This is a genomic window from Mesorhizobium sp. M0954, from assembly GCF_040319155.1.
In the GTDB taxonomy this organism is placed as follows: domain Bacteria; phylum Pseudomonadota; class Alphaproteobacteria; order Rhizobiales; family Rhizobiaceae; genus Mesorhizobium.
Genome location: NZ_JAMYNR010000027.1, coordinates 12,779 through 39,704, shown reverse-complemented (window position 1 = coordinate 39,704; position 26,926 = coordinate 12,779). Strand labels below are relative to the sequence as shown.

The 26,926-nt window shown below is 61.5% G+C and carries 18 protein-coding genes and 1 pseudogene; 15 read left to right on the top strand and 4 right to left on the bottom strand.

All coding sequences use genetic code 11. The features are described 5' to 3' along the window. Positions 1-804 precede the first annotated feature (804 nt). Positions 805-1,266, bottom strand: coding sequence for a hypothetical protein (locus tag NKH93_RS27095; RefSeq protein ID WP_352973614.1), 462 nt, complete (start codon positions 1,264-1,266; stop codon positions 805-807). A 561-nt stretch (positions 1,267-1,827) separates the two neighbouring features. Between NKH93_RS27095 and NKH93_RS27090 the strand changes: the two genes are divergently transcribed. After that, on the top strand, positions 1,828-3,054 hold the full coding sequence (locus NKH93_RS27090; RefSeq protein ID WP_352973613.1) for a pilus assembly protein TadG-related protein: 1,227 nt from the start codon (positions 1,828-1,830) through the stop codon (positions 3,052-3,054). 409 nt (positions 3,055-3,463) lie between these two features. On the opposite strand, the gene NKH93_RS27085 is transcribed toward NKH93_RS27090, so the two are convergent. Beyond that, positions 3,464-6,907 (bottom strand): acyl-[ACP]--phospholipid O-acyltransferase, encoded by a 3,444-nt coding sequence (locus NKH93_RS27085; RefSeq protein ID WP_352973612.1) that lies wholly within the window; start codon positions 6,905-6,907, stop codon positions 3,464-3,466. Between the two features lie 899 nt (positions 6,908-7,806). Further along, the gene (locus tag NKH93_RS27080) at positions 7,807-8,043 is read right to left on the bottom strand and encodes a hypothetical protein (RefSeq protein ID WP_352450296.1); all 237 of its coding nucleotides are present in this window, start codon (positions 8,041-8,043) and stop codon (positions 7,807-7,809) included. A gap of 348 nt (positions 8,044-8,391) precedes the next feature. Here NKH93_RS27080 and NKH93_RS27075 point away from each other — a divergent pair, with 348 nt between their 5' ends. The 14 genes and pseudogenes from NKH93_RS27075 to NKH93_RS27010 all read left to right on the top strand — a co-directional run bounded on the left by NKH93_RS27075 (position 8,392) and on the right by NKH93_RS27010 (position 21,793). Then, positions 8,392-8,874: a hypothetical protein gene (locus NKH93_RS27075; protein WP_352450297.1), complete on the top strand. Its 483-nt coding sequence runs from the start codon at positions 8,392-8,394 to the stop codon at positions 8,872-8,874. A gap of 28 nt (positions 8,875-8,902) precedes the next feature. Next, a complete protein-coding gene (locus NKH93_RS27070; RefSeq protein ID WP_352450298.1) occupies positions 8,903-9,127 on the top strand; it encodes a hypothetical protein in 225 nt (74 codons plus the stop codon). A 1,571-nt stretch (positions 9,128-10,698) separates the two neighbouring features. Further along, positions 10,699-10,842: pseudogene (locus NKH93_RS27065) on the top strand (NADP-dependent oxidoreductase); the annotation flags it as partial. A gap of 198 nt (positions 10,843-11,040) precedes the next feature. Next, positions 11,041-11,745: a gamma-glutamylcyclotransferase gene (locus NKH93_RS27060; RefSeq protein ID WP_352973611.1), complete on the top strand. Its 705-nt coding sequence runs from the start codon at positions 11,041-11,043 to the stop codon at positions 11,743-11,745. A gap of 291 nt (positions 11,746-12,036) precedes the next feature. Continuing rightward, entirely contained in the window at positions 12,037-12,219 is a 183-nt protein-coding gene (locus NKH93_RS27055) for a hypothetical protein (protein WP_023679139.1), read from the top strand. Positions 12,220-12,437: 218 nt separating this feature from the next. After that, on the top strand, positions 12,438-13,370 hold the full coding sequence (locus NKH93_RS27050) for a sugar ABC transporter substrate-binding protein (protein WP_352450300.1): 933 nt from the start codon (positions 12,438-12,440) through the stop codon (positions 13,368-13,370). 67 nt (positions 13,371-13,437) lie between these two features. Next, a complete protein-coding gene (locus NKH93_RS27045; protein ID WP_352973610.1) occupies positions 13,438-14,493 on the top strand; it encodes an ABC transporter permease in 1,056 nt (351 codons plus the stop codon). A 3-nt stretch (positions 14,494-14,496) separates the two neighbouring features. Beyond that, positions 14,497-15,276, top strand: a complete 780-nt coding sequence (locus tag NKH93_RS27040) for an ATP-binding cassette domain-containing protein (RefSeq protein ID WP_352973609.1) — start codon at positions 14,497-14,499, stop codon at positions 15,274-15,276. Beyond that, the gene (locus NKH93_RS27035) at positions 15,273-16,232 is read left to right on the top strand and encodes a cyclase family protein (protein WP_352450303.1); all 960 of its coding nucleotides are present in this window, start codon (positions 15,273-15,275) and stop codon (positions 16,230-16,232) included. Before NKH93_RS27040 ends, NKH93_RS27035 begins: the two co-directional genes overlap by 4 nt. 23 nt (positions 16,233-16,255) lie before the next feature. Beyond that, a complete protein-coding gene (locus NKH93_RS27030) occupies positions 16,256-17,731 on the top strand; it encodes an amidase (RefSeq protein ID WP_352973608.1) in 1,476 nt (491 codons plus the stop codon). A 1,264-nt stretch (positions 17,732-18,995) separates the two neighbouring features. Beyond that, on the top strand, positions 18,996-19,580 hold the full coding sequence (locus tag NKH93_RS27025; protein WP_352838150.1) for an OsmC family protein: 585 nt from the start codon (positions 18,996-18,998) through the stop codon (positions 19,578-19,580). Between the two features lie 88 nt (positions 19,581-19,668). Beyond that, on the top strand, positions 19,669-20,910 hold the full coding sequence (locus NKH93_RS27020) for an NAD(P)-binding domain-containing protein (protein ID WP_352973607.1): 1,242 nt from the start codon (positions 19,669-19,671) through the stop codon (positions 20,908-20,910). 110 nt (positions 20,911-21,020) lie between these two features. Beyond that, the gene (locus NKH93_RS27015) at positions 21,021-21,320 is read left to right on the top strand and encodes a DUF1127 domain-containing protein (protein WP_352973606.1); all 300 of its coding nucleotides are present in this window, start codon (positions 21,021-21,023) and stop codon (positions 21,318-21,320) included. 14 nt (positions 21,321-21,334) lie between these two features. Beyond that, positions 21,335-21,793: an alpha/beta fold hydrolase gene (locus NKH93_RS27010; RefSeq protein ID WP_352973605.1), complete on the top strand. Its 459-nt coding sequence runs from the start codon at positions 21,335-21,337 to the stop codon at positions 21,791-21,793. 287 nt (positions 21,794-22,080) lie between these two features. Here NKH93_RS27010 and NKH93_RS27005 read toward each other — a convergent pair whose 3' ends face one another. Further along, the gene (locus tag NKH93_RS27005) at positions 22,081-26,790 is read right to left on the bottom strand and encodes an alpha/beta fold hydrolase (protein WP_352973604.1); all 4,710 of its coding nucleotides are present in this window, start codon (positions 26,788-26,790) and stop codon (positions 22,081-22,083) included. Positions 26,791-26,926: the final 136 nt, after the last annotated feature.

Below are 26,926 nucleotides of genomic sequence, written 5' to 3'. Positions count from 1 at the left end.
AGTGAGAAATCGCAAGGCCCGGATGGATCGACCAGAATACCACCTTCTCTCGGATGGCCCACTCGTCTCACATGTCGACAGGAATTTTCCTTTCCGGCGTGAAGCCCCTCCAGCCATCCATGCTGTCCTGGGTTATCACGGCCCGCTCGTTCCCTCCGGCCCTTAGCTTGCCGACTTGCGTGCCACAGGCACTAACTGCCCTGCGAACGTGCCGCCCGCCGACTTGGTCATCGGCAGAATATCCTGGCTGCTACCTTTCAGAAGCAGCGCAAGCTCGAGCTTGGGCGGGAAGTGCCCGGGGATCGAGCCTGAAGGTCCGTGCCGACATCGCCTGCCGCCACTCAGCGGTGGAAGGGGCTGCGCCGTATCGGTCTGTATCTCCAAGTGGGGCACTTTGCGCGACCGGCACTCGGCTGCCGCCGACCTGAATAGTGAGCGGCCACTTTCCGGATTGTTGAAGCTGGGCTGAAGCTCTCGAGACGAACAAAACATTTTTCCCTGACAATCACGCGCCCAATTCCATCGCCCGCTGAGATGAAAATTGGCCGAATGGACCTCATCCAGGTTGTGCTTTGGCGAGTGGCTGGAAACCAACGCCTACCTGGCAGTGAAGACGATTGATGAGGAAAGCGAAACCGACGGGTGCGCGTAGGCCGTCTTCCGTGATCGCGGAATTACCTGAATCGCCGAGTTCGGTACTATTCACCGCGGCGGACCCCAACCCGCCCGGCCGGCGCCTATTCAGGCAAACTACCCCAACGCCCCCCAAGCGGCGCCGGCCACCTTCCCCACGAGGCGAGCGCTTCAGTTCCTCGGCAGCTTGTGGATCTCCAACCTGACCGGGCCGCCTCTGTCACAGCTCGTACAGAACAGGGCCCTTTCGACCGTGCTGAACAGCGCATCTTTGCCATAGGGCCGGACCAGGCCAGCGGCCTTCACCTCGGCATGATGTGAGCAGTTTTTGCACCAAGCGCGCAGCGTGTGCCATTCGCGCAGATCGCCAAGCGATACGTCGAGGCCGGCGTGCACGCTACCCGCAACGATGGCATGCGGCGGAACCGTGGGCTCGCCTGGTGTAACGATCTTCTCCATCACATGCCGGCTGTTGTAGTGGATCAGCAGCATCCCCGGCCGGCGCCTGATAGCTGCCTGCCAGGCGGCCTGGCTGACGCTCGAATCCGGCGATCGACTTATCGTCTCAACAAGCGCCTTCTCCTCGCGGTCCCAAACCTCGATCCGGAAATTGTCCTCCGCTGTTCTTGCCATAGCTTCGCCTACCAGCGCTTTTGGCACTTCGCGACCATTCCTTCCCGCCTCAGATTGAAACAGAAATAAGGAACAAATTCCTCTCCGGTCAAGGCGCTCTTGACATTTTTGTTCTTATTTCGTTTGGGGTCGCAGGTCTTGGCGGCTTCCTGCAGGCGGGCGCGATCGAGGGTCCGCTCGCCACTGTGCGAGCAGTGGGAGCGGACCCTATCAGCGCATGAAGGACTAGGATACGCATGACGACGCTATCAACTTCAACCCGCCGTGCAAGTTCCAGGCGCCATTGTGCGCAGGATCATTGCCCAACGCGGTCAGACTTAGGTCCTGTGGTTTCGGGCAGCTCGAACATCCAATCGAAATGGCGCCGGCCTTGACGATCGCCAGACCGGCGCCAGACGGCGGCGCACTGGCGCTCGGCGGCGTCATCGTGGTGAATTTGAGACGCTGATTCAGCTGCTCCCCGCAAGCTGATTGTGGGATCGAGACAACTTTACCGGCTCGCGAAACGGACCCTCCATATGCTGCCTCTAGGTTAGTCCCAGCTAAATGAAGGGGGCTTCCATGCGGGTGACCGAACGATTTTGGCGTTCAGAACGCGGCAACCTCGCCGTGGTGTTTGCGTTGGTCTTGCCAGTCGTGCTTTTGGGCGTCGGAGTGGCGATAGACTTTGCGCGCGTGAGCCGAACTGCCCAACAGTTGCAGGAGGGAGCCGACTCCACGGCCCTTCAGTTGGCCGTGGCAAGCGCGAACAGCAGCGATATGACGTCGGAGCAGCGTCAGGAGAACGTTGATACTTTCGCCAGCCCCACCTTTGTGGCCACGCGAAGTCCCTATAGTGGTGACGCCCACCAGACGGTTGGATCAACCAATCCCACAATTGTGACGGTTGTATTGCACCAACCGCAGGAATTGGCCTTCTCGGCAATCCTTGGCGTCGATAAACTTGATATTAGCCGAAGCGCAACCGCGATTGCCTATCCGCGATACCCAGTCTGTCTTCTCGTGTTAGATCGGTCCGCCTCGAACGCATGGTCGAATTCGGGGTCTTCATCGATAAATGGCCAGAAATGCGTTGCGCAGGTGAATTCAACATCGGGGTCTGCGCTAGCCACGAATGGCGCATCGTCCATCAGGACATTGGTGACGTCAGTCGTCGGCCCCTCCGGGCCGTCTGTCGGCTTCAACCCTCAACCGCTTTTCAATCAGAAAGAGCTGGCAGATCCCATTATCTCCCGACTGGTCTGGCCAACAGACAATGTCTGCACCTACAATAACGTGGTGATCAAAAACGCCACCGCAAATCTCGTTCCCGGCACTTTTTGTGGAGGGCTCACTCTATCGGTCGGAGCGGTGGTCAATCTTGCCGCGGGAACGTATGTTATCAGGACGGGAGGGCTTTCGCTCTCCTCCGGCGCGGTTCTCGATGCAGCTGAAGGTACCACTATCGTTCTACTCGACGATCAGGCAACCACCACAATGCAGGCCGGCGCCAAGCTACGCCTGACGGCGCCGACCAGCGGCCCGTGGAGGGGGATCGCGCTAGCTCAAAAACCCCAAGGCGTGGAGAGAACCTCCACGCTCATTGGCGGTGGCGATACAGATCTAGGCGGTATAGTCTATCTGCCGTCACAAAAGCTTTTTCTTACAGGTGGCGGTGCATTGTCGACCGACAGTAAGCCTCGCATCTTTGTGGTCAACCGGATCGAGATGAACGGCAATGGCTCAATTTATTTTGCTGGCGCAAGTGACTTATTGACAACGAATTCTGCAACGAGACTGATGAAATGAACTTGGCTGTAGCCAGCGCAGTGTTGTGAGACAGACTGCATTTGAGGTTCGCTTGCTTCCGTGTTGGACGGAGAGCGGATATCCAAGGCAACGCTTCCCGCATAGTTTCGTCGATAATGAATCATCTCCAGTGAGTTTCTGGTGAGTTAAACAACGGGCAATAGGCTAACTCCCGGACAATTCGGGGGATTCCCGGCTGAATAGCTGCCTTCCTTGGGCAGGTCTGCCGGCGTCAGATTGCCCCGTCACCTTCTTCGACGGCATCGACAGGCCCGAGGCGTGGTAGCCATCGAATGTCAGCATTCAACGTTGCCTTTTTTTTACAAGAAGCGAGTCGAAGCCTCGTTCGAAACTGCATGCATCCGCGTCTAGCCTAGTTTCACGTGATTGGGCAAACAGGCCGACTTCCTCAGTCGGCTATTGTCAAGCCCGCTTGGGTTTTCATGTCTTCGCCGCTCACCTTTTTGGTCACAGCGGAGAAATCGAGCTTGCCTGAGCCGAGGACAGGCACTTTCGCAACGACGCGCACTTCGGCCGGCACCATCAGGTCCATGGCGCCGTTGGCCTTGGCGAAGGCCAGGAATTCGGCACGTGTGGCGTTGACGGCCTCGGTAATGAGCACCAGCTTTTCGCCCTTGCGCGCATCTGGCACGGCGGCGACCGCCGAGAGCGAGCCTTTCCACAATTCGCCCGCCAGCGCCTCGACGGCGGCCAGCGAAATCATCTCGCCACCGATCTTGGCAAAGCGCTTGGCGCGGCCTCGAATGGTGATGAAGCCGACGTCGTCGACGGCGCCGCCGGCGCCGCCGGGGGACAGCCCGCCGGCGTCGAGCCGCGCGGGCACGCCCGGCTTCTCGGTGCGCAGATAGCCTGCCATGACATTGGGCCCGCGCACGAAAAGCCGTCCGCCATCCTCGACGCCAGGCACCGGGTCCAGGCGGTACTCCATCCCCGGCATGATTTTGCCGACACTGCCGGAGCGGTTGTACATCGGCGTATTGATGGAGATCACGGGCGCGGTTTCGGTCACGCCATAGCCTTCGAGGATGCGGAGGCCGAACTTTTCCATATAGGTCGCGCGCGTAGAAGCCTTGACCGGTTCCGCGCCGGCAAAGCAATAGCGCACTGAGCGGAAGTCGTAAGGGTGTGCCGTACGCGCATAGCCGCTGAGGAACGTATCGGTGCCGAAGATGATCGTCGCGTTCGATGCGTAGACCAACTCCGGCACGATGCGATAGTGCAGCGGGGAGGGATAGAAATAGACCGGCACGCCCGAGATCAGCGGCAGCACCGTACCTGCTGTCATGCCGAACGAGTGGAAGATCGGCAGCACGTTGAAGACCTTGTCGCCCGAATGGAAGTCGATACGCGAGGCGGCCTGGGCGGCATTAGCCAGGATGTTGCGATGGGTGAGCACCACGCCCTTAGGCGTGCCTTCAGAACCTGAGGTGAACAGGATCACCGCCGGTTGGCCGGGCTTGCGGGCGACCCGGGGTCTATGTTTGCGCAAAAGGCCGAGCAGCTTGTCCTTGAGGCCAATGGTGGCCCGCAGATCATCAAGCCACACAATATCGACCGAGCGGCCGAGTTCCTCGACCACGGCGCCAAGTTTCGCTTGTTCGACAAAGGCGCGTGAAGTCAGCACGGTGCGCACCTCGGCGGCCTTGCAAGCGGAGAGGATGTTGGCCGCACCGGCAGTGAAGTTCATCATCGCCGGAACCTTGCCGGCGGACATGATGCCGAGCAGCGTCGCACAGGCGCCGTTAGCGTTGGGCAGCATGATGCCGAGCGTCTGCTGGCCGGCATAGAGGTTTTTGAATTTCTCGCCAAGCACGGCGGCGGCTGTCAGCAGCTTGCCGTAGCTCAGCGAACCGGTGACGGGGTCCTGCACGGCCAGTTGCTTCATGCCGCGTTCGCTCGCCGTCTGGATGATCTTCTCCAGCACAGTCTTGTCGATGTCCTGGGTGCGGAAGACGAGATCCGACATGACCTGGTAGAGGGCAGCACCCGCCGCTGCGCGGCGCTTCCGGCCCTTGAGATCCGGCGGTACTTCAAGTTTGGCCGGTTCTAGTATCGTCACCTTGACCTTTGGGAACAGCTGGCGGCGCACATGCAGCGAACTCAGCCGCGAAAAATAGCTCTTCTCCAGGCCGTCGATGCGCACTGGCACGACCATCGAGCCGGTCTTGTCGGCCACCATGGCGGCACCGTCATAGACCTTCATCAGGCCGCCGGTCACGGTGATCCGGCCTTCGGGGAAGATGACAAGCGGATCGCCGCCTTGCACGACCTTGATAAGCGTGCGGGTCGACATCGGCTTGGCCGGATTGAGCGGCACAGCGCGCGCAAGTTTCATGAACGGCTTCATCCACCAGGCTTGGGCGATGGTGTAGTCGATGGCAAACACCGGCTCCTCATCCGTCAGCGTCAAAGCCAGCGGCCCGTCGAGGAAACTGACATGGTTGAGCGCCAGGATGGGTGCCGGGCCGGCCGCCTGGAGGTTTTCCAGCCCCTCCACCTCCAGACGATGGAAGGCTCGGAACAGAATGGAAACGAAGTCGCGGAAGGCGTTGGTTGGCAGATATCTCAGCATCAGCCAGGCGGCGACCACGTTGAGTGCGGCGAGGCCGAACAGGATACCTCCAGTGGAGACGCCCGCTGCTTGAATCGCGGCAACAAGTATGCCGCCCACCGTCATAAAGCCTGCATTGACGATGCTCACGGCGGCGACGACGCGAGCGCGGCTGGCTTCGGGCGCCCAGGCTTGTACGGCGGCGAACGTCGGTACGACAAGAAAGGCGCTGGCAATAGCCATGCCGGCAAGGTCGATCGCAACATGGACCGTGTTTGGCCCGGCGAAGAATATTGCGAGCGTTTCGGCCCCGAGCGAAGGCTGCATACCCCAGATGGTCCAGGCCAGGTCCAAGCCGAATAGTGCCATCAACGCAGTGCCAACCGGGGCTGGCAAGAGCACAATGCGGCCCTGCGACATCCATGCGGCTATGGCAGAGCCAATGGCGATCGAGACGGCGAACACCGCGAGATAGGCGGTGACAGCGATTTCTCCGCCACCGAGCGAATCCTTGACCAACGCAGGCAGGATCGAAAGGACAATGGCCCCGATCAGCCAGAACCACGACGTCATCAGTCCGGCGCGCCAGATCCGCTTGTCGGCACGCAAACCGTTCACCTGTCGCCAGGTCGAGCGAAAGATGTTTTTGTCGATGACTAGGTCGGGAGCCGCAGAACCGGTGGACGGAATGTAGCGGCTGACAAACCAACAGGCCACGGCAAGGGTCATCATGATCGGCCCGAACACCGAGACGCCAATGCCATCGGCCGAGACGACGCCTCCGGCGATAGTGCCGCCGAGGATGGCGGCGAAGGTTGCCGATTCGATCCAGGCATTGGCGCGAGGCAATTCCTTGCGCTCGAGATGATCCGGCAAGATGCCGTACTTGATCGGTCCGAACAGTGCCGAGATGATGCCGAACATGAGCAACGCCATCATCAGCACCGGGATCGACGACAGCGCGATTCCAACGACAGCGACAGCCGCAGCGGCGATCTCGGTGAATTTCAGCCGACGGGCGATGAGCGCCTTGTCGAACCGGTCGGCGATCTCGCCACCAAGGGCGGACAGGAGCAGGAAAGGAGCCATGAAGACGGCACCCGCCAGCGTGACCAGTGATGCTGCCTTGTCCGCCGCCAGGGTGAACAGAATAAGGAACACCAGCGTGTTCTTGAGGAAATTGTCGTTGAAGGCGGACAGGAACTGCGTCCAGAAGAGAGGCGCAAAGCGCCGTGACGTCATCAGATGGCTGTTCGTATAGCCGTTCGTGGCGATTTCCATTGGGGCGGCTTCCATTAGGGCAAGACCGTTGAAGATCGTGGTCGTATCGATCAGCGGTCTGCGCGGTTTGAACTTCTTGTAGTGGGAACCCGGTTACACTTCGTTACTGGGGCTCGCATCGATCAGCGGCTTTTGGGTTTTGGGGTCTTCTAGCCAGTTCATGAAGCGGCTTGCCTCTTCCGCGTCTCGCAGGGTGTGGTGATGGTGATCGAGGTATGCACGAGCCTGGTCGCGGCCATCGGGCAGAACCCCCTGGCGGCAAAGCTTGCTCCATGAAATTGATGCCGCCGTCATCATCCAAGCGGCGATAGCGAAAGTGGCATGGTCAATGTTTGCAGGCGCTTGAACCCTTGGGAGCGTAGCTGTTGGAGGTCATCGATATTGTCTTTTGGTTTCAGGTGTAGGTTGGGCCGGCGTTGGTCTGTTTCAGGTTCGATACAATCAAGCCGGTCTTGCGACGGTCCGGACGAACGCAGCGTCAGCGCTGCTCCGCAGCAGCACGCTGCAGACGGCGGTCGCCAGCCAGCTTGAGGCGCAGTTGCCGCAACCACTCGCCATCCTCTCCGAGCGGAACACAGGACGGCTACGCGAATCTGAGCACTGCCAAATCGGCCTAATTTTCCACTGCCGAATGGACGATGAGACGCGTAAGCGAATTTCCGGACCGGAAGCTATGCGTTAGGTTGCCCAAACGATGCAGAGGCGCTGCTGTGTTGGCGCGACACGCTCGACCGCAGGTGCGGACGGCATAAGAATTTTGGAGAGGCCCGCGGTGACTGGGGATTGCGCCGGTATTGGCGGCGCGCGAAGACTGGGTCGATATCTGGGGTCACGGCAGCACCTGCAAGGGCAACTTCATACCGGAGAATGGAGGCCGCGCTGGGAGGTTTTTGCTTCGGCTACCAACTCAAAGTGATTGTCTGCGACAGTTCGGCGATGTCGCCATAGATCATCGAACCTGGGACGAGAAAACATTTATCACCAAGGACTTCGAAGAGTGAGCTTGACGCGGTACAAGCCGGCAGGTTCTTCGAATTGGCGTACGTGCCGAGGGTCGCGGATTCGACCTTACGGGCTTCGGCACAGCCGACACTGATCGCGAGGATTGCGATAGCAGTGAGAGTCGTCTTGCTCATATTTTGCCCCTGGAGCCAGCTCTTGTCGCGTAAGTCGCGCGATGCATCAAAGTAGCACCGGCACGATCGGCTTCATCCATCGATTGGAGGAAGCGGGCTCATGCATAATTAGCAATATCTTGAGTAAGGCGCCGAGCGCACCAGACTCATGGAACGGCGCGCGGAATTTCCATTCGTGACGAGGTGGCGATCCCGGCCACCTTCGCAAACGGGTCACTCAGCACGGCGTAACGTCTCGATCCCGAGCTATAGCTTCCGCATTCGATCATCGATCATACCAAGGTGAAGAAGGGGCAGCAGATCGAGCCTACCGGAGAGATCACGCGCATACACGAGGAAGGCGGCAGGGTGACCGTCGATCTGGGACCGCTGGTGACGATCGACATCGACAAGGTCAGGCTGGTCGAGAAGTACAGGACGCCAAAACGCAAGAAGCCGCTGCGCGACATGGTGGATCAGCTCGCGGACCGCCGCTTATCCGCGACGTCGGTACCACTCAAACGAATGGCAATTTTCCGTCTGAATGCGTTTAGGGTCCATGCTCGGAGACCACGCATGGGTATCGCGCGGGAGACAGGTGACTCCCCGTTTCAAGGCGTCGAGATGCTACGAGCACTGAACAGTCAGTTCCTTAGACCTAAAGATCGGGCGATCTGCCAGCGGGTTGTCGACCAGGTAACCGCCGACGCCAAATGGTATAGCACCCCGATAGACGGTCAGATTCTAGCCTCGACCACGCTGAATCTCTTTCAATCAGGGGTCGTAAACGAAACGAATTTGCTGGCACATGTTCGCGCGCGGCGCCACGACTTCACTAAACTGACAGGCTAGTTCTTCACCCTCGCGACATGGGCGCGAAATGCGGCTCCTCGTAGTCTGCCGGCCTATTGTTAAGCAGATTGAGCGCCCGCTTTATGTCCCGTTGCAGATGGTCGATCGCTTCCCAATGCTCGCCAAATGGCTTGAGCGACAACTGCGCGTCGCGGAGTTCTACCGTCAGAAGCCACGCCTGTCGTTCAATTTTGGCGAGGTGATATTCGGAAACGGCTTCGTGTCGGCGAGGGTGCGGCATCCCGCAAAATAGGAATATATTCCGCATGCCGTCAAGGCACATAGACTTCGTCCTGCCCTCAGCGCCTGCTCACCGCGGGCATTTTGCGGGGAAGCATGAAAATCAAGTTATGTGCGTTTGTAGCCATCAGCGTTTTGTCGGGCTGCGCTACTCGCCCAGCCGACATCAAGCCCACGCTGGTTTCGTCCAGCGTATACGCGGGCAAGTCCTGCAGCCAGTTGGAAGCCGAACTTTACCGAAACGAGTTCCGACCTGGCGCCGATAATGGCCGTACAAGACAGGCGCGCGCCGTGACGTGGACGGCGTGTTTTGGCTTGGCTTGCCGGTTGGCAGCATGATGGACAACACGACATCAAGGCACGTGAAGCCAAGACCGGCGAGCTGAAGGGCAACATGAACGCGATCAACGCAGCCCGACGAAAGGGCGGCTGTGTTGCAGTCTGTAAGCCGTTCCAACGTTAAAAATTGTCGGGTTGCTCCCCGCCCTCGCGACTGCGGAGGGGTCGTTTCATCGATTGACTCGCGTGATGGACCGGCAGTTAATCTCCCCGCCAGGGCAAAAGAGGGGCTATGAAACTGGGAGCAAACGATGACTGTCCAAAAAGAAGACTATCGAACCAACAGAGCCGACTACGCCATAGCTGCCATGCATAGCCGAGCGACCGCTGAGGGCGATCGTGACGATTTGCTGACGAGGAAAAAGTCCCTGTGGGTAACAGATCGGCGATCTGCAAAATTGGCTGCAAACCCGTCCGAAAGCTCGCCAGAACCCAAGGCAAAAACGCGCGGTAAGTGAATCGGACGCTAGCCACTTTCTTACCGCCGCGTACTTCGTTCGCATGGTTCGATTATATTAGATTTATCTAAAATACTAACCAGCCAGTCGAGCATTCCCGAACGCTCGCTGGTCAGGCCCAGCGGCCCCCCTAACCCAAGCTGCTGGGCCGCCCTCAGAGCAAAGCGCGATGTATGAGCATACTAGCATTACGGTGATCGTCTCCGCCTTGCCGGCCTTGCTTAGCACCACCTGGAAATCAGTTTCGAATCCCCGAATGTGCGGGGTCCAGGGGCCATCACTAGACATTTCGAGATTTGCGGTTCGAGCGGGCTCCCTTCATCGGCATGAGGGGTGACGGAGTACATCATCTTGGCAAATCAACACAGCCGGCATACTCGCCCCCTCGTTCGGTCGAAAGCTGGGTGGAACAATCAGGTGCGCAACTTGTCATCACTGATATTGCCGCTTCACCCCAGCTTTGAGCGTGCGCCCTTCAGCCTATGCGTGGTTCACCGTTTTTTCACTTTATTAGCGCACGTTCATAAACGGACATGTTGGTGTAGCTTGTACGTGCCCAAAGCCCCGGCGCAACGACCCAGCGCCGGGGTTTTTTTGTCCGCCTGGTAATCCGCGAGTTCAATCCGAGGTCGCTCTCAATTCGAACGCGAGCGAATTACGCCGCAAAGTCCCTTAGGCAAGACGCTGTGGGTCGCACCGCGGTGCGAAGCGCGAGCGCGGAGGAACTTTCTGGCACTCCGCCAATTATTCTGCATGTCCCAAACAGCACACGTCCAACCGCCCCGGCAGGGACGTTTCGGCCTGGCTCCAAGCGGGGAAGGTCAAATATCGTGAGGACATTGTCGAGGGACTCGCGAACGCGCCGATGGCCTTCATCGGTCTTCTCAAGGGCCGCAATTTCGGCAAGCTGATGGTCAGGGTTTCACAGTGAGTAGAAAAGCGTCTCCCAAACCTAGATTGCCGAAACCACATGGAATCGTTCGAGGGCGAATATGCGGGGCGCTTTGCTGTCATCGGTGAAGGGGCAAAGACTCATTCACGCCGTGCATCGGTTCGTATCTTGCAACGCCCGTAGTATCTGCCAAGGATACGCGATCCTGATCCGATGGAGCACGGGATGCCGAGCCAAATGAGAAAGCTGACCTTGACCGCGGACCACGTCGCGCGGGTCCACAAGGTCGTTCAGGACCAGGGTTGGACGCCAGGTGCCGAGCTACACACCGATGCCGACTACGACAGCTGGGTCGAGCAAATGATCCGAACTCATCCGGCCCCGAAAGCACCGACCCGCCTGTTCGCCTACGGCTCCTTGATCTGGAAGCCGGAGATCGAGCATATCGGTGAGCAGGTAGGCCTCGCTCGTGGGTGGCATCGCGCTTTCTGCTTTCGCATGACCCGTTTTCGGGGCACGCCGGAGCAGCCAGGCCTTATGATGGCCCTCGATCGTGGGGGGCAATGCAGCGGCGTCCTGTACGACCTGCCAAAGGACAACCTCGAACGCCAATTCGGCAAACTCTTTCGACGCGAATTCACCTACAAGCCGGCCAACAGCATGCCCCGGTGGATCACGGTGGCGACCGCTTCCGGGCCTATCTCGGCCTTGGCCTTTGTGATGAACCGCGCGTCACCTCTCTATGCCGGTCGTCAGTCGCTTGAAGCCGTTGCCGATGTCCTGGCCCTGGCCTGCGGTCATTGGGGAAGCGGGGCCGAATACCTGTTCAACACGGTTTCTCACCTCGAAGCCAAAGGCATACATGACAGCAGCCTCTGGCGGCTTCAACGCCTTGTGGCGGAGTTGATAGAGCGAAACCCGGCGGAGCGGAACGTTCTTTGAGCCAACGGACCGGTCATTGCGCACTTCGCTTCAAGCGTCCGCAGTTGGCGCGAACACGACCTGCAGCATTGTCACCCGCGATGTCCGCTTCCGGGCGGAGGCTGAAGAGACTGCCACCGCACTTTTCAACCTCGCCAAGGAACACCTCGAACAGCTCAAGGCGAGGCCATCGACTTAAGCCTAGCTGTGCGTGTTTCGACATTTCGACGTCGCGGTGTCGGATTATTTGCATGCAAACCAGTTTTACGACGCTATCCTCCCATCCTCAACGGAAGATTCTGGGAGGAATGCATGGCTGCGCATGAGCAACATGCCGTTGAAATCATTAGGGACAAAGAGTGGTCGGTTCGCGTGACGGTCAACGGCACCACCACCACGGTCCCTTTTACATCTGAGAGCTACGCGCGTTCGTTTGCAGACGGTCAGGCGTTCCGACTGGGCGTTCAGGTCGCGGAGATCAAGAAGGCGGCCTAGCTGCGCGCTTGCCCCAAGAGCCCCACAGCGATTGAACCTCGAGTGACCAAAGCCGGTTGAAATTAGCCGTTGCGCGGCATAAGAGCTTGTGCCTATAGTTAGTACGTGGCTCGCACGAACAAACAGACTGACTGTGACGACCTGTAGATGGGCCCAAGCTGGGCTGCTGCGCGGTCTGGAGGTGAGCCGGAACACTCGGTCAACAGGGGATACGCACAGTGAACCGCTTTCAGAAACTCTCGACCGCAGCGCTCGTCGCAGCATCCTTCACGTCGGCCGCCCTCGCCGCGAATGACAAGCTGACGATCGGCATCGTCACCTTCTCGACATCCGACGTCGACACAAACCAGATGGTCGACACGATGAGCCAGGAAGCCAAGTCTAAGGGCTGGTCGGTGGAAACGCTCAATGCCAATGGCGATCCTTCGCAAGCGATCACCAGCATCAAGCAGCTGGCAACCAAGAAGGTGGACGCCATCATCGTCACGGTCTTCGATTCGACGGGTCTGGCGGCCGGGCTCCAGGCGGCGGCGGACGCAAAGATCCCCGTGCTTTCGGCCGGCGGCGGCATGGCAGACGGGATCGCGCTATCTGCAAGTACCGGTGCTGCGCAACCGCTGATCGACTTGATGCTGAAGGACATCGGCAAGTCCGGAACTGTACTCGACCTCACCTACCATCCCGGCATTCCGTGCCGCGAACGAGCCGACGCCTTCGATGCGGCGGTCAAGGCAAATCCGGGGCTCAAGGCGACCTCGCACGAGATCAGCATCCCGGGTGCTGCCGAATCCTCGCAGGCCGCGACCAGCGCCTGGCTTGCAGCCAATGCCAACGCCAAGGGGCCGTTCGCCATCTTCAACTGCTATGACGACAACGCTATGGGCGCGATCGCGGCGCTGAGGCAGAACGGCCGCAGCGACGTGAAGGTCTATTCGTTCAACGCCACGGCGCCCGCTGTCCAGGCTGTCAAGGACGGGACGATGACCGCCACGCTCGGTGTCGATCTGACTTCGGCAGGCAAAATGCTAGTCGATCAGATTCCCGACATCCTGGCAGCCGGCGACCAGTGGAAGCCCAAATCCTTCGTGCCAGGCTATACGCTCGTCACCAAAGAGAACGTCGACAAGTTCATCAAGGACAATCCGCAGTAAGCTCTCCTGATTGTGGGTCTGGGCCGGACTTGCCTGGCTGGGCCGGAGTGCTGTCATGAGAGCCGCCATGTCCGCTAATCATTCCCTGCCCGAAACCCACGCTCCGGCAGAGGCGCCCCGCGTCCTGCCGTCAACGCAGACCGGCTATGCCTCGCCCAATGCCCGACAGCGGCGCGCGTTGCTCATGCGCCTGCTTGGAACCTACGGCACCATCATCGTGCTGGCGTCAATGCTGGGGATCTTCTCGGTGCTGGAGCCGGGGACCTTCGCAACCATCGGCAATTTTCGCAACATCGTAAACGACATGGCGATCGGCACCATTGTCGCGGCCGGCCTCACCGTGCCCCTCGTCGCCGGTGATTTCGACCTCAGTATCGGCTATGTCGCGAGTTTCTGCGGGCTTCTCGTGGTCGGGCTGTTGAGCAGCAGTGGCTTGCCGATCCTACCCGCCATCTTCCTCGTCGTCGGCCTCGGAACGGTCATCGGCATTGTCAACGGCATTGTCGTTTCGAAGATCGGGGTGAACGCCTTCATTGCCACGCTTGGCACGGGCACCATCGTCGTCGGGCTGAACTACGCCTATTCGGGCGGAATTCCGCTGCAGCTCACCCAGTCGCGCGAATTCACAAATATCGCGATCGGCCGGATTGCCGGAGTGCCGCACCTCGTCATCATCATGGCCGTCGTGCTTGCGCTGCTGTGGGTGATCCTCAACCGCACAGTGCAGGGCCAACACATCAAGGCCATTGGCGTCAGCCCGGAATCAGCGCGCCGCGCCGGCGTCGCCGTCGATCGCAGCCGCATCGTTGCCTTCGCCATCGCCAGCACCTGTGCTGCTATAGGTGGCGTGCTGATGGCCTCCAATCTCGGCTCCGGCCAGGTGACGGCGGGTGACAGCTTCATGCTGACGTCGTTTTCGGCCGCCTTCCTCGGCTCGGCGGCGCTGCGAGAGGGTCAGTTCCATATCCTCGGCACCTTGATCGGCGTGCTGACGGTCGCCGTCGGCAACAATGGGCTGGCCATGATCGGCGCGCCGATCTTCACGCAGTTCCTGTTCACCGGCTGCCTTCTCGTCGTCGCCGTAGCGCTCGGCGGTATTGGCCGCCGCTATGCGAGGGGATAGGCCATGGCGCAGAAGATGCTGCTCAGCCTGCGCCGGATCTGCCGCAGCTTCGGCGGCATCCAGGCACTCGATGACGTTTCGCTGGACATCGCCAGGGGCGACATACTCGGCCTCGTTGGCGACAATGGTGCCGGCAAGTCGACGCTGATCAAAATCCTGGCCGGCGCGCATGACCCAACTTCCGGCGACGTGATCCTCGAAGGGCGGCCGCAAAAGTTGTCGCCGCCGTCCGAAGCGCAACGCCTCGGCATCGAGACGGTCTATCAGGACCTGTCGCTGATCGGCACGTTCACTGCCGCCGAAAACTTCTTTCTCGGCCGCGAGATTGCGCTTGGCCGCGGCCCGGCGCTGCTGCGCTGGATCCGCCGCAAATCGATGGGCGACATCGCGATGCGCGGCCTCGAGGAACTGCACATCGATATCCCCGGGGTGCGCAGCAAACCGGTGGATCGCATGTCCGGCGGCCAGCGCCAATTGGTGGCGATCGCGCGCGGTGCCTTTTGGGGCCACAAGCTGCTGCTGCTCGACGAGCCCACCGCGGCGCTCGGCGTGCGCGAATCCCGTGAGGTGCTCGACCTCATCAAACGACTCGGCGCCCAGGGGCTGACGATCGTCATGGTCACCCACAATCTCGATCACCTCTGGCAAGTGTGCAACCGCGTGGTGGTGATGCGCAGGGGCCGCAAGGTCGCCGATCTCGCAAGTTCCGGCACCAACATGGAGGACGTCGTCGCTTATATCACCGGCGCCAGGCAGCCGGCGACCGCGCAGGCGGAAGCATGAGCGCGACTGAAACGATGACGCTGCGCCGGCTGCTGGGCAATGCGCCGAGCCGCTGGGGGCATTGGGGTGCCGACGACGAGATCGGAGCGCTCAACTATCTGACCGCCGACGAGGTCAAGCGCGGCCTGGCGTCGGTGCGGGACGGCCGCACCTTCACCCTCGGCGTGCCGGTCGGGACCTCTGAGGGCGATGCCGTCTTTCCCGGCCGCTGGCCGGCGAAGCATTTCATGGTCGCCGACAAGGCCGGCTTCGAGAACGGTCATTGGCAACCGCTTGCCGGCGGCCTCGAATTCGCAGACGACTATATCACCGGCTTCGCACAGGCCGGCACGCATTGCGACGCGCTCGGCCACATGTGGTTCGACGACACGCTTTGGAACGGCTTCGCGGCAAGCAGTACCAATGGCGGCATGACCAAGGCCAGCATCATGCCGATCGCGGAGCGCGGGATCGTCGGACGCGGCGTGCTGCTCGACATCGCCCGGTTCCGCGGCAAACCGGCCCTTGAGCGCGCTGAAACATTCACGCATCGCGACCTCATGGAATGCGCCCGGGCCCAAGCGGTCGATATCCTGCCGCGCAGCATCCTTCTCGTTCGCACCGGCTGGGTCGGCGCACTGGCGGCGGGAAGCCAGCGCGTCGGCGATGGATATTGGGAACCCGGACTGACCTTCAGCCTCGACCTCGTGCGCTGGTTCGACGAGATGCAGATCCCCTGTCTGGTTACCGACACGCTGGCCAACGAGACAACCTACGAGCCCGAGACCGGGTTGATGCTGGTGCTGCACGCCGCGCTGATGCGCAATCTGGGCGTGGCGTTCACCGAAATGGCATCGCTCGACCTGCTGGCCGCCGACTGTGCCTCGGACCGCCGCTACGAAGGCTTCTACTGCGCCAGTCCGGTCAAAGTGAGCAAGGGCACCGGCGGCGCGGCAAATCCAGTGTTCATCAAATAGCACCCAACAAGGTGGAACGGCTTATGACTTCTGCAGACGACCAGATCTGTTTCCTGCCGGCCACGGAACTGGCCCAGCGCATCCGGCGCCGCGACCTGTCGCCGGTTGAAGTAACCGAGGCTTATCTGCGCCGCATCGAGGCGCGCAACCCGGTGGTCAACGCCTATACGCTGGTTCTCGGCGACCAGGCGATGGAAGCTGCGCGGGCCGCCGAAAAGGCCGTGATGGCAGGCGGTCCGCTTGGACCGCTGCATGGCGTCCCAGTCGGCATCAAGGACCTCGACGATATGGCCGGCGTGCCGACCTCGATGGGGTCGTGGGCGGTGCACGACCGGGTGCCCAAAACAAGTGCTGTGGCGGTCGATCGCCTGCTCGACGCAGGCGCCATCGTGCTCGGCAAGACCAACACGCCGGAGTTCGGCCATAAAGGTATCACCGACAATCTGCGCTTCGGGCCGACCAGCACGCCCTTCGCGATCGGCTACAATTCCGGCGGCTCGTCCGGCGGCAGTGCGGCAGCGGTCGGCGACGGCATGGCGGCCCTGGCGCAAGGCACGGACGGCGGCGGTTCGGTCCGCATCCCCGCCTCGTTCAGCGGCACCGTCGGCTTCAAGCCCTCTTTCGGCCGCATTCCTTCGGTGACTCGCCCCGACGCCTTCTTGTGGGGACATCCTCTGGTCCATATCGGACCGCTGACCCGCACCGTTGCGGACGCCGCGCTGATGACCAAGATCATGGCCGGGCCTCACAACCGCGACCCGTTCTGCCTGCCGGATCACGGCGTTGACTATGTCGGCGCCGTTGCCGGGCGGACGCCGAAACTGCGCGTGGCCTACAGCCCGCGACTGGGCAATTTTCCGGTCGACGCTGAGGTCGCCACCGTCGTTGCCCGGGCCGTCGATGTCATGCGAGCACATGGCATTGAGGTTGATGAGGTCGAGCTCGATTTCAGGGCCGATCACAAGGAACTGGCGGCGCTTTGGGTGCGCACGATCTCGATCCACTATGCTGCCATCGCCGTGTACTGGAAACAGGAGGGCATCGACCTAATGGGCAAGCACGCCAAGGTGCTCACCCCGCAGTTCCTCGCCATGCTGGAGGGCGGCTACAAGGTGTCCGCCGTCGACCATGCGCTCGACGATCTTTTGCGCACCGGCGTCCTTGACGGCCTCGAGGATGTATTCGAATCCCATGACCTGATCGTCTCGCCGACGCTGGCCGTTCCGCCCGTCAAGAATGCCCCCGACGGCAACACGATCGGGCCGACATCGATCAATGGCGAGGCGGTCGATCCGCTGATCGGCTGGTGCATGACCTATCCGATCAACTATACCGGCCATCCGGCGATTTCGGTTCCGGCCGGCCTTACGGCGCGGGGCCTGCCGGTCGGCCTGCAGATCATCGGGCGGCGGCACGCCGACGAAACCGTTCTGGCGATGGCGGCTCAGTTCGAACGCATGCAGCCCTGGTTCCTAAGCTATCCGGGGCTCGCTGGATAGTTGGGTGTCGGAATACCCTAGGTCGTGAACCCATAAATCTGAGAGAAGGATGGGTTCACGCTGTTGGCGTAAAAATAGGCCTCAAGGGGGAACCGATCTCCCTCGCACATTAGCTTTCCGCCGCTCTCTTCGGCCGTCGGCTGGGATTTCGAGTTCCACGGCCGCTGATACGCTGATATCGGCCCGCAAGTGCGGGCTGATACATACTTGCCTGAACTAAGTAATCGCAGAGGCAGACCCCCCTTTACCGGACTGGTCGGCGTGCTAAGCAAAGCCCGCCATATGTTACGTTGAGTCAGCAGCCCACATCAGCTCCTCTGATAACAGTATTCACCTCGTCGACTGAGCTCGCATCGGCGGGCGTACGTCGGAAACCCACCGCGAACCCGAGAAGCGAACAGGCGGATAACGGGATGAGAACTGGCCCGACTAGCGAATAGCTGGCGAAGCAGCTTGGTAGGCCGTTGCCAACCTGACTGCGAGGTCATCCAGCGCGACCACATCGACTTCTGTGGGAGGCGTGTCGGTCGACGACCTCGGCGTTGGAGCCACCACCTCCAACTCGGGTGACCGAGTTGAAACCGGACAGAGCGGCAATCTCAGGTTGGGCGCCGAGCATCTCCGGGAATTTTGGGCAAGACCGGGCACGACGCAAGTTGATCGTAATGCGGTCATTCCCGAGTGCGGGCTGGCTCCTCGAAGCAGGCGTCGAGCGAAAATCCCGACATTCGCCGGACGTGTTCGGGCGCGGTCTTCTTTGCCTGGCTGGACGTCGACCGAAAACATTATTCCGACAAGTGTTGTCGAGGGGGCCGATCGGCACTCCCGCCGCAACAAGCCTCATGTGGTTTTTTCGCGGCCGTGCCGATTCAGGGTGCTCGCGTATGTGTGAGTCTTCGCGATATGGGCAAGCACCTCGGCTTTGCTTGGCCCGCGAACTATCACTGCCCAGTCGGTCGAGGACGGGCGGGTATCCATTCCAAACGAACGAGACATGGTCTGATCTCCTGTGGTTTCGGTTGTGACGCCTTCTCGGCGCTTACGGGAGGATCGCAGCGTGGCGGCGAAGCAAGCGTTTGAAGGCCCGTCGTTTTGCTGACTGCAGACCAGCGCGGCTCACCGTTGGCTGACGCAAAAAACCTCTCGTTTTCCCACTGTCGTTCCCACTGCACGTCAAACGCTGCCGCCCGAGGGTTAGCCGTCCGGGACGATCCCGGTCGCGCAACATCCGAACCCAGGAGTGAATGACATGCACGACGATACAATGGTCATGGAAAAGTCTGCCGTTAAGAAGGCGCCGCGGGAGCCAAGGAACGGCGTCGACACGCCCACCCTTCTGGCCACCATCAACGCCGTCGCGGGGCAGCCCGAGCTTGCCAAGTTCCAGTTCCGTGCCAAAAGCCGCTGGATTGCCGGCACGCACAGCAGCAGCACGATGGCCAACTTCTTCGGCGCCGGCACCGAGCAGTCTCACAAGACGGCCTACCGGGCTGACAGCGACCATCCAGCCGTCCTATGCGGCACTGACAACGGCCCGACGCCGGTCGAATATCTTCTGCACGCGCTTGCTTCATGCCTCACGGCCGGCATCGCGAACATCGCGGCCGTGCGCGGGGTGACGCTGCATGAGGTGGAATCGACCGTCGAAGGCGACATCGACCTTCGCGGCATCCTCGGCATCTCGAATGAGGTCCGCAACGGCTACCAAGGAATCCGTATCTCCTTCAAGATCAAGGGCGATGCTCCCGCTGAGAAGCTCGAGGAAATCGTGATGCAGTCGCGCACCCGTTCCGCCGTGTTCGACGTGCTGACCAACGGCGTGCCGGTCTCGGTTGCCGTCAAAGGCTGACTTCGGTCCGCAAGAGCAATATCGCCGGCCTCGTCCTGGAGAGGATGGCGCCGGCGATCTGTTGCCCCTGCTTACAAGGCGCGAATCCATGCAGCGTACAGACGTAGCCATTATCGGCGCCGGACAGGCGGGTCTCGCCATGAGCCGGTGCCTGTCCGAGCGCGGAATCTACCACGTCATTCTGGAGCGCGGCCGGATCGCGGAGCGCTGGCGCAGCGAACGGTGGGATTCGCTGCGCCTGCTGACGCCCAACTGGATGACGCGCCTGCCCGGCGGCGGCTATCGCGGGGCCGATCCCGATGGCTTCATGACAATGGCCGAGACCGTCGGGTTCCTGGAGGACTACGCGTGCTCGATCACCGCGCCGGTAGAGGACGGTGTGGAGGTGCTTTCGGTCGAAAAGATCGAGGGAGGCTTCCGGCTGCTGACCGATCGTGGCCAATGGAGCGTGCGTGCGGTCGTGGTCGCGACCGGAAACAGCGACCGGCCCCGAATTCCATCAATCGCAAAGCACATCTCCTCCCGTATCAGGCAGATCGTGCCGCGAGACTATCGCAATCCTCGGCAGCTGGTTCAGGGCGGCGTTCTCGTGGCCGGAGCCTCGGCGACGGGAATACAACTTGCGGAGGAGATCCATCGCTCCGGGCGCCCGGTAACCCTGTCGGTCGGCAGCCATACACGCCTGCCTAGGCTATATCGCGGGCATGACATCCTGTGGTGGCTCGACCGGCTGGGAGCGCTTGTCAAGCCCGTCGCCGAAGTCTCGGATCTCGCCGCGGCACGGCGGCAGCCCTCGCTGCAGCTCATAGGGACACCCGAGCGCAGGTCGCTCGATCTCGCCGGCCTTCAGGAGCAAGGCGTTCGTCTTGTCGGTCGAGCCATTGCCGCCTGCGATACACGCATTCGGTTCAATGGCGATCTCGCCGACACGACCGCGGCGGCGGAACGCACACTGAGGCGCGTACTGGACAACATAGACCGCGCGGCCGTCGCCGAGGGTCGTGACTCGATCGATCCCGGTTCCATTCCGAGCCTGATCCTGAGCGCCGAACCGACCGAAATCGACCTCATCGACGAGGGTATCGAGACCATCATATGGGCCACCGGCTATCGCCGCGAATACCCATGGCTGAAGTTGGATGTGTTCGACACCCGGGGCGAAATCCTGAACGATGGCGGCATCTGCTCGTATCCGGGACTTTACGTGCTCGGCCTCAATTTCATGCGCCATCGAAGCTCCAGCTTCCTCGATGGCGTCGGCCGCGATGCCGAGGCTTTGGCGGCTCACATGGCAATGTTTCTCGACGCCTCCCGCCGAGCCGCGGCCTGACCGTCGAATACAACGTTGGCGCGGCAAAAAATCGACGTTGACTTCAACGCTGACGCTCACGCCCGACCACGACAAGGGCTCCACTGGCGCCGTAGTCAGCGCCCGCAACCATGGAGAAAATCAAAATGAGTGCAATGGTGAACCCATCCCTCTCGCTCACCACAACGCGAGGTTCGCGCTGGGCCGGCGGAACAATGCTGGCCGCAGTCTGGCGTTTCATTCGCATCCAGCGGGACCGTCGACAGCTTCATGAGCTGCCGGACTACCTCCTGCGCGACGTCGGCATCACCCGCTTCGAAATCAACTCGATCACTTGGTTTGCTGGGCGTGATACCAGCACGCGTTCAGGCGTTTTTGAGCGCGAAGGGGGAGGTCATCCGATGACGTATCGACGTTCTGCGTCTCGCTAAGGTGTGCCACGCGCTTGTCATCGTCCTGTACTGCTCCCGGCGGCAGCGGACGGCAATGGCGCAACCTGGCGGAGCGGCTCGATGACGGATACCGGTTCATCCCACCCGGTCTGATCGGGGCGCCGGGCGGCGGCACCTGGACTATCGCCGGCGCTTTCCATCTGGCCGACGAAGCCGCCGGGGTCCCGGAGATGATCGACCACCATGACGGAGTGCATCTTGTTGGCCATTCCTATGGCGGTGGATTGGCCCTGCATACAGCGGCGATGCGTCAAGACCGGCTGGCCGGCCTCTCCCTTTATGAACCGTTGCCTTTCGCCGGCAGCGTAAGCTGGACTCTGAGGGCCACGAGGTGCTCGGCGAATGCCGGCGGTCGCAGCGCGATACACGACGGCTTGATCGGCGGTAGCCATCTCTCCGGACAGCTCGTTTCATCGACCACTGGAGCGGAGCCGGCACCTTCGACGCGATGAGCCAAACTTCAGACTGCACTCGTACAGTTTCTGCGGAGCAGGCTCGACTTCCACACGTCCCTGCCGGCTCGGGAATATGCCCGATTTGGCTTTCGGGTCTTGGTGTTGTGCGGCGAAGTTGCACCGGCTCCGACTCGGCTCATCATCCGTGAGCTGGTTTCCGCATTCCGGCCGCGATTGGGCGATTGTTCCCGGCGCTGCTGACCCATGCGCGAGCTGCGTGACCGCAACTTGCCTGCCCTACAGGCAGCGTAAACCTTCGAGGCAACTGCGTGGATGCGGAGGAGTCACACCGTGGCGGCTATGCGATCGCGCACGATATTTCCGGCCGGATCCTCCGTTTCGAAGAAATCCTCCCGCATCTGCATTTCTGTGTAGAGCTTGGCCGCTTCCGCGAGAGTGGCATCCGCGCCAGCGATCTTGCCGCGCCGCTTCGCAAGCCCGAGAGCTAGCAAGGAGCGGGCAAGCTCCGGCCGTAGTTCAACCCGCCTGGCAAGGCTGCAGGCCTGTTCGAGCCAACTAATGGCCGATCTGGAAGTTTTCAGCTCGGCAAGGCCGCGCAGTGCGACGATCTCGCTCCACGGATCGCGGCGTCCCCGTGCAAGCTCGAGCGCATGGCCGAGATTGGCCGCGGCTTCCGGCTCACAGAGGCGCGCACGCACGCATGCGAGTACAGCGCGCGCGTGACATTCGAACTGGGCAAGATCGAGCCGCTCAGACTCGGTCACCGCCATCTCCAAGGTGGCGCCCGCGTCGTGGTTGCGGCCTAGCAGGAATTCCGCATACCCGAGCACCGTCAACAGCCATGGCCGGAGTAGGATAGATCCGCTGGTCGCGGCTTCGGAGGACCACAATTGCAGCGCCTCGACAAGCGTCGGCTCGGGCCCGCGCAGGACGCCCACCACACCGGTGAAATAGGCGGCCGCGCAGCTGTCGATCGGGCGCGCCACTTCGGCGGCGACCTTCTGCAACTCGCCAAGCGAGCGCTCCGCATCGTCGAACCGGCCAAGGCGCGCTTCCGCCTGCGCGCGGTGCCCCAGGTACCAAACCGCACGCGCACCGAGCTGTCCGAAACGCTCAAGACGCCAAGCTTTGGTGAATCTCTCCTCATGCGGAACAAGCCGCTCCAGCACCTGCCGCGCCTCGCTGCGGATCAGAAGCGCCTGTGAGGCGGCCAGATCCGACTCGCTTATGCAGCGCTGCACGCCGTTTGCCGTCGCGCCGCGCTTGAGTGTATCGGCCGGTTCCAGCGCCTCCTCGTAGCGGCCGTGGGAGCTGTTGAGATAGCTCAAGTGGAGCAACACGTCGGAAATGAGTTGCGGATCGCCCAGTTCCATGGCCAGTTCGCGCGCTTCCAACAGCTGCGGCAGCACCTTCCGATAGGCACCGAGGGCGCCGTAGGCGGGCCGCATCCGCACCCGCAGGTTGATCGCCTGGGCGAGGGTTTTCGGATTTCGGGGCAAAGCGGCGACCGCTTTGCGGGCGCTTTCGAGGAACTGGACCGCGGCGGAATAGGCCGAGCGTTCCTCGGCCCGACCCGCCGCTTGCAGCAGATAATCCGCGGCAGGTTCCCATGCCTCGGCACGAAGCGCGTGTTCGGCCAGTTGCTCGATGTGGTGGTTCAGCGATCCGGCATAGAGTCTTTCCATCGCAACCAATGCAGCCCGATGCAGCCTTTTTCGGTCCTCTGCCAGGAGGGATTCGTAGGTCACCTTCAGCGTCAGCGCGTGCTTGAACGTATATTCCACGTGAGGATAGCTCTGGACCTCGAACAGGAATTCCAAAGTCTGCAGTTTGGCCAGGCATACCTCCAGCTCCGCCTCCGAGAGCGGCGAGAGCGCCCGCAGCAGCGGATACGGAACATTCTTGCCGATAACCGAAGCGAGTTGGAGTGCCTGCCTTTCCGAGTCACCCAGCTGCTGGATGCGTGCGGCGATGAGCGATTGAACCGTCGACGGGATGGTGATGGATTCCACCGGTCTCGTGAGCTCGTAGCGGCCCGACTGGCCGGCAAGGACGCCGTCCGCCACCAGTCCGCGCACCATTTCTTCCAGGAATAGCGGCGTGCCCTCGGCCCGCTCGGCAAGTGATTTCCGCAGTTCCCCCAAACTGGGATCGAATCCCAGCAATTCGGTGAGGAACTGCTCCATTTCGTCCCGCGCGAACCGCTCGAGCCTTATCTGCTGGAAATAGCCGCGGCGGTTCCATTCGTGCCGGTACTGCGGCCTGTAGGTGGCGAGCAGCATGATACGGTTGGCGCCCATGACTTCGACCAGCCTGTTCATTACGGCCTCGCTCTCGGCATCCATCCAGTGCAGATCCTCGATAAGCACGGCTACGGGCGCGGCCCGGCTCAAGGCAACGAGAAAGGCGCTCATCGCCTCGGATACCCGTGAGGTCCGCTCTCGCGCATCGAGATGCTGCCAGGAAGAATCGTTGATCGGCAGGTCCGCGAGGAAGGAGAGCGGCGCCGTGTGACGTGGATCCAGGTTCAGCTCCGCCTGTTTGAAGGCAAACAGGCGCTGGGCCTCCGCCAGGCCGTCTTCGCCGCGAATGCCACAAGCCGAGAGCAGCAGTTTCTTTACAGCGCCCAGAGTAACTGACGAATCAAACTCCAGACCGCCGCATTCAAGCACAGTAAAACCAGCCACCTCGTCGAGGGAGAGAAATTCATGGGCAAGCCTCGACTTGCCCATGCCGGGGTCGGCGACGATCCCGACGACCTGGCCGTGGCCCTCCCTGACCCTGCGCCAGGTTGAAAGAAGGATTTTGAGCTCGAGCTCGCGCGCCACCAGTCCGGTGAGGCCACGGTTGGCCCTCAGGTGCCAGCGCGACAGCGCGTAATTTTCGCCCAACAGCTCGTAAATGCGTTCGTCGCGGCCAAGGTGCGGATGCTCCGAATGCGCCAAGCGGTGCATCTGCACATAGCCCCCCGCGGCTGCGCGCGCTCGGCCTGTCGCGGCGATCGTCGCACGGTGCAAGGCACGCATCAGCCGGTTGGCTGCACGCGGCGCGGCTCCGGCCAGTTCAACCTTACTGGCTTCGGTCGTCCATTGCTGCCGTACGATCACCTCCCCGGTGTCTATTGCGGCCCTCAACTGGATCCCGCCCTGGGAAAGCTCCTCCACTGCCAGCTTGGCCGCAAGCGCGGCGCGGCACGCAAGATAAGCGTGATCCTCGGTGGCGCGAGCGAGGCCGAATGCTGCGGTGATTGTCCCGTCAGCAGCCGACGTGACGACGCCGCCGTGGCTTTCCACGACTTCTATCACCCGATCCTCGACGGGCTGGAATTCGCGAATTGCTACTTCCGGATCCGCCGTTTCGAGGAGATGCACGGGACTGATCACTTCCGCGGCCAGCACTGTTATGTACTGCCGAGAGCGGTTGATTCCCAAGGACGCCGGAGGGCCTGCCAGTTGCTGCGTCTGTTCGGGGTCGGCGAGGAAACGACGCGTTTCTTCCACGAAGGTCGCGAATGCCGGTTCATGGCCAAGCAGCACGTGGTTGACGCTGTCGAGCGCGACGAAACGCGCCCCGGGGATTTTCCCAGCCATCGCCTGGCCATGATCGAACGGAATGACTGCGTCCCTCGTGGCATGCATCACCAGGGTCGGAACGCGGACCCGCGGTAACAGCTCGTCCACGTCGATGACGGCGCCTTCCTCGAAGATGCGATGGGCAATCTCGGGCGAGACGGTATTGCGTTGCAGCTCGTTGTACCAATTCCTCTGTTCCGGCGTTGCTTGCGGAATGAAGAGAGAGGTGAACATCTGCCGGAACACCGGGTCGTCTTGGCCCCAGCCTTCCTGTATCAGCGCTCCCATCGCTTCGCGGCGGGCTATTTCGCGCTGATTGCCCCGTTTGCGCCAGCCTTTGGTAAATCCGCCATACAGCACCATCCCGGCCACGCGCTCAGGATGCCGGACGGCATAGGCTATCGAAACGGCGCATCCCTGGGAAATGCCAAGCAGGGAAACGCGGCGCAGACCGGCCGCATCGATGATGCTCTCCAGGTCGGCGACCATGGCCTCGAAGGATAGGTCGGCGGGATACCGATCCGATAGGCCGTTCCCGCGCTGGTCGTAGCGTATCAGCTGGTAGTGCGCGGACAGGCCCTCGATCCAATGCTTCCATACCGGACTGTCCCATTCGAGCTCGAGATGGGACATCCAGTGGGCGGCCCTTACCAAAGGGGGGCCTTGACCACTCAAGGAATAGGCGAGGCGCGCGCCGTCGGGCGTTGTGCACCGCCGGATCTCCTGCGCAAGGACCCGCTCCGGCGCAGGGGGGAGCTGTATCTCCGCCCCCGGCCAAACCTGGGTCGGAGTGACGCTCTCACCGGCGGGAGCGACCTCCGTGGAGGCGCGGCTCTGGACCATGGCGGATTGCCGTGCTGCCTCGCTCAGCCGACGGATGTCTGCTCGAAGAGCCTCGTCTCCGGGCTCCAGCCCGTGCAGGACATGGGCGTACGGAAGCGCCCGCGCCGGCTCATCCGCCAGCCGGTCGACTAGCACCCGAAGGATGCGCAGATGCGTCACGTGCAGTTCGTCGGCGGTCGCAATGCGCCAGGCTTCGAATTCCGGACAACGCGGCAGTGAGAGGTCATCCAGGAAACGTCCGCGAAACGCTCCGGCGAGGGCTTCCAGCTTTTCCCGTTCGAGAGCCTCTATGTCGCGAGTGCCAAGGCCGCGGAGCGGCGCGATGTCCAGCACGATTTCGCTGGTGTTCAGGCGAACTGCGTTGCGGTCGGCTTGCAGGATCTCGCCGTCCCCGAGGTCGACGACCTGTCGGATCTTCGAGAGACTCCAGCGCAGGGCGCCGCGAGGATCGTCCGGTACCTCCCAGAACATTTCGCAAAGGCGCTCGCGCCGCTGCGGGCGCTCTACGAGCGCAAGATAGGCCAGCAGCGCCCGCGTCTTTTTCGAAGGCGGCAAGGAAACGACCTCGCCAAGGCGAAGGACGGTCAGATCTCCGAGAACGCGAATTTCGAGCGACACTTTGTTGATCCTAGTGCGCCTGCTAAATTAGCGATGGATTGTATCAAGTCCGTGCCGCTGCCGAAAGCGTTCGTTTCCGGAGCGCGAGGTTTCCGCCTGCGCTGATTTGCTCTTCTCTTGGTGGGAAGGCCGACAA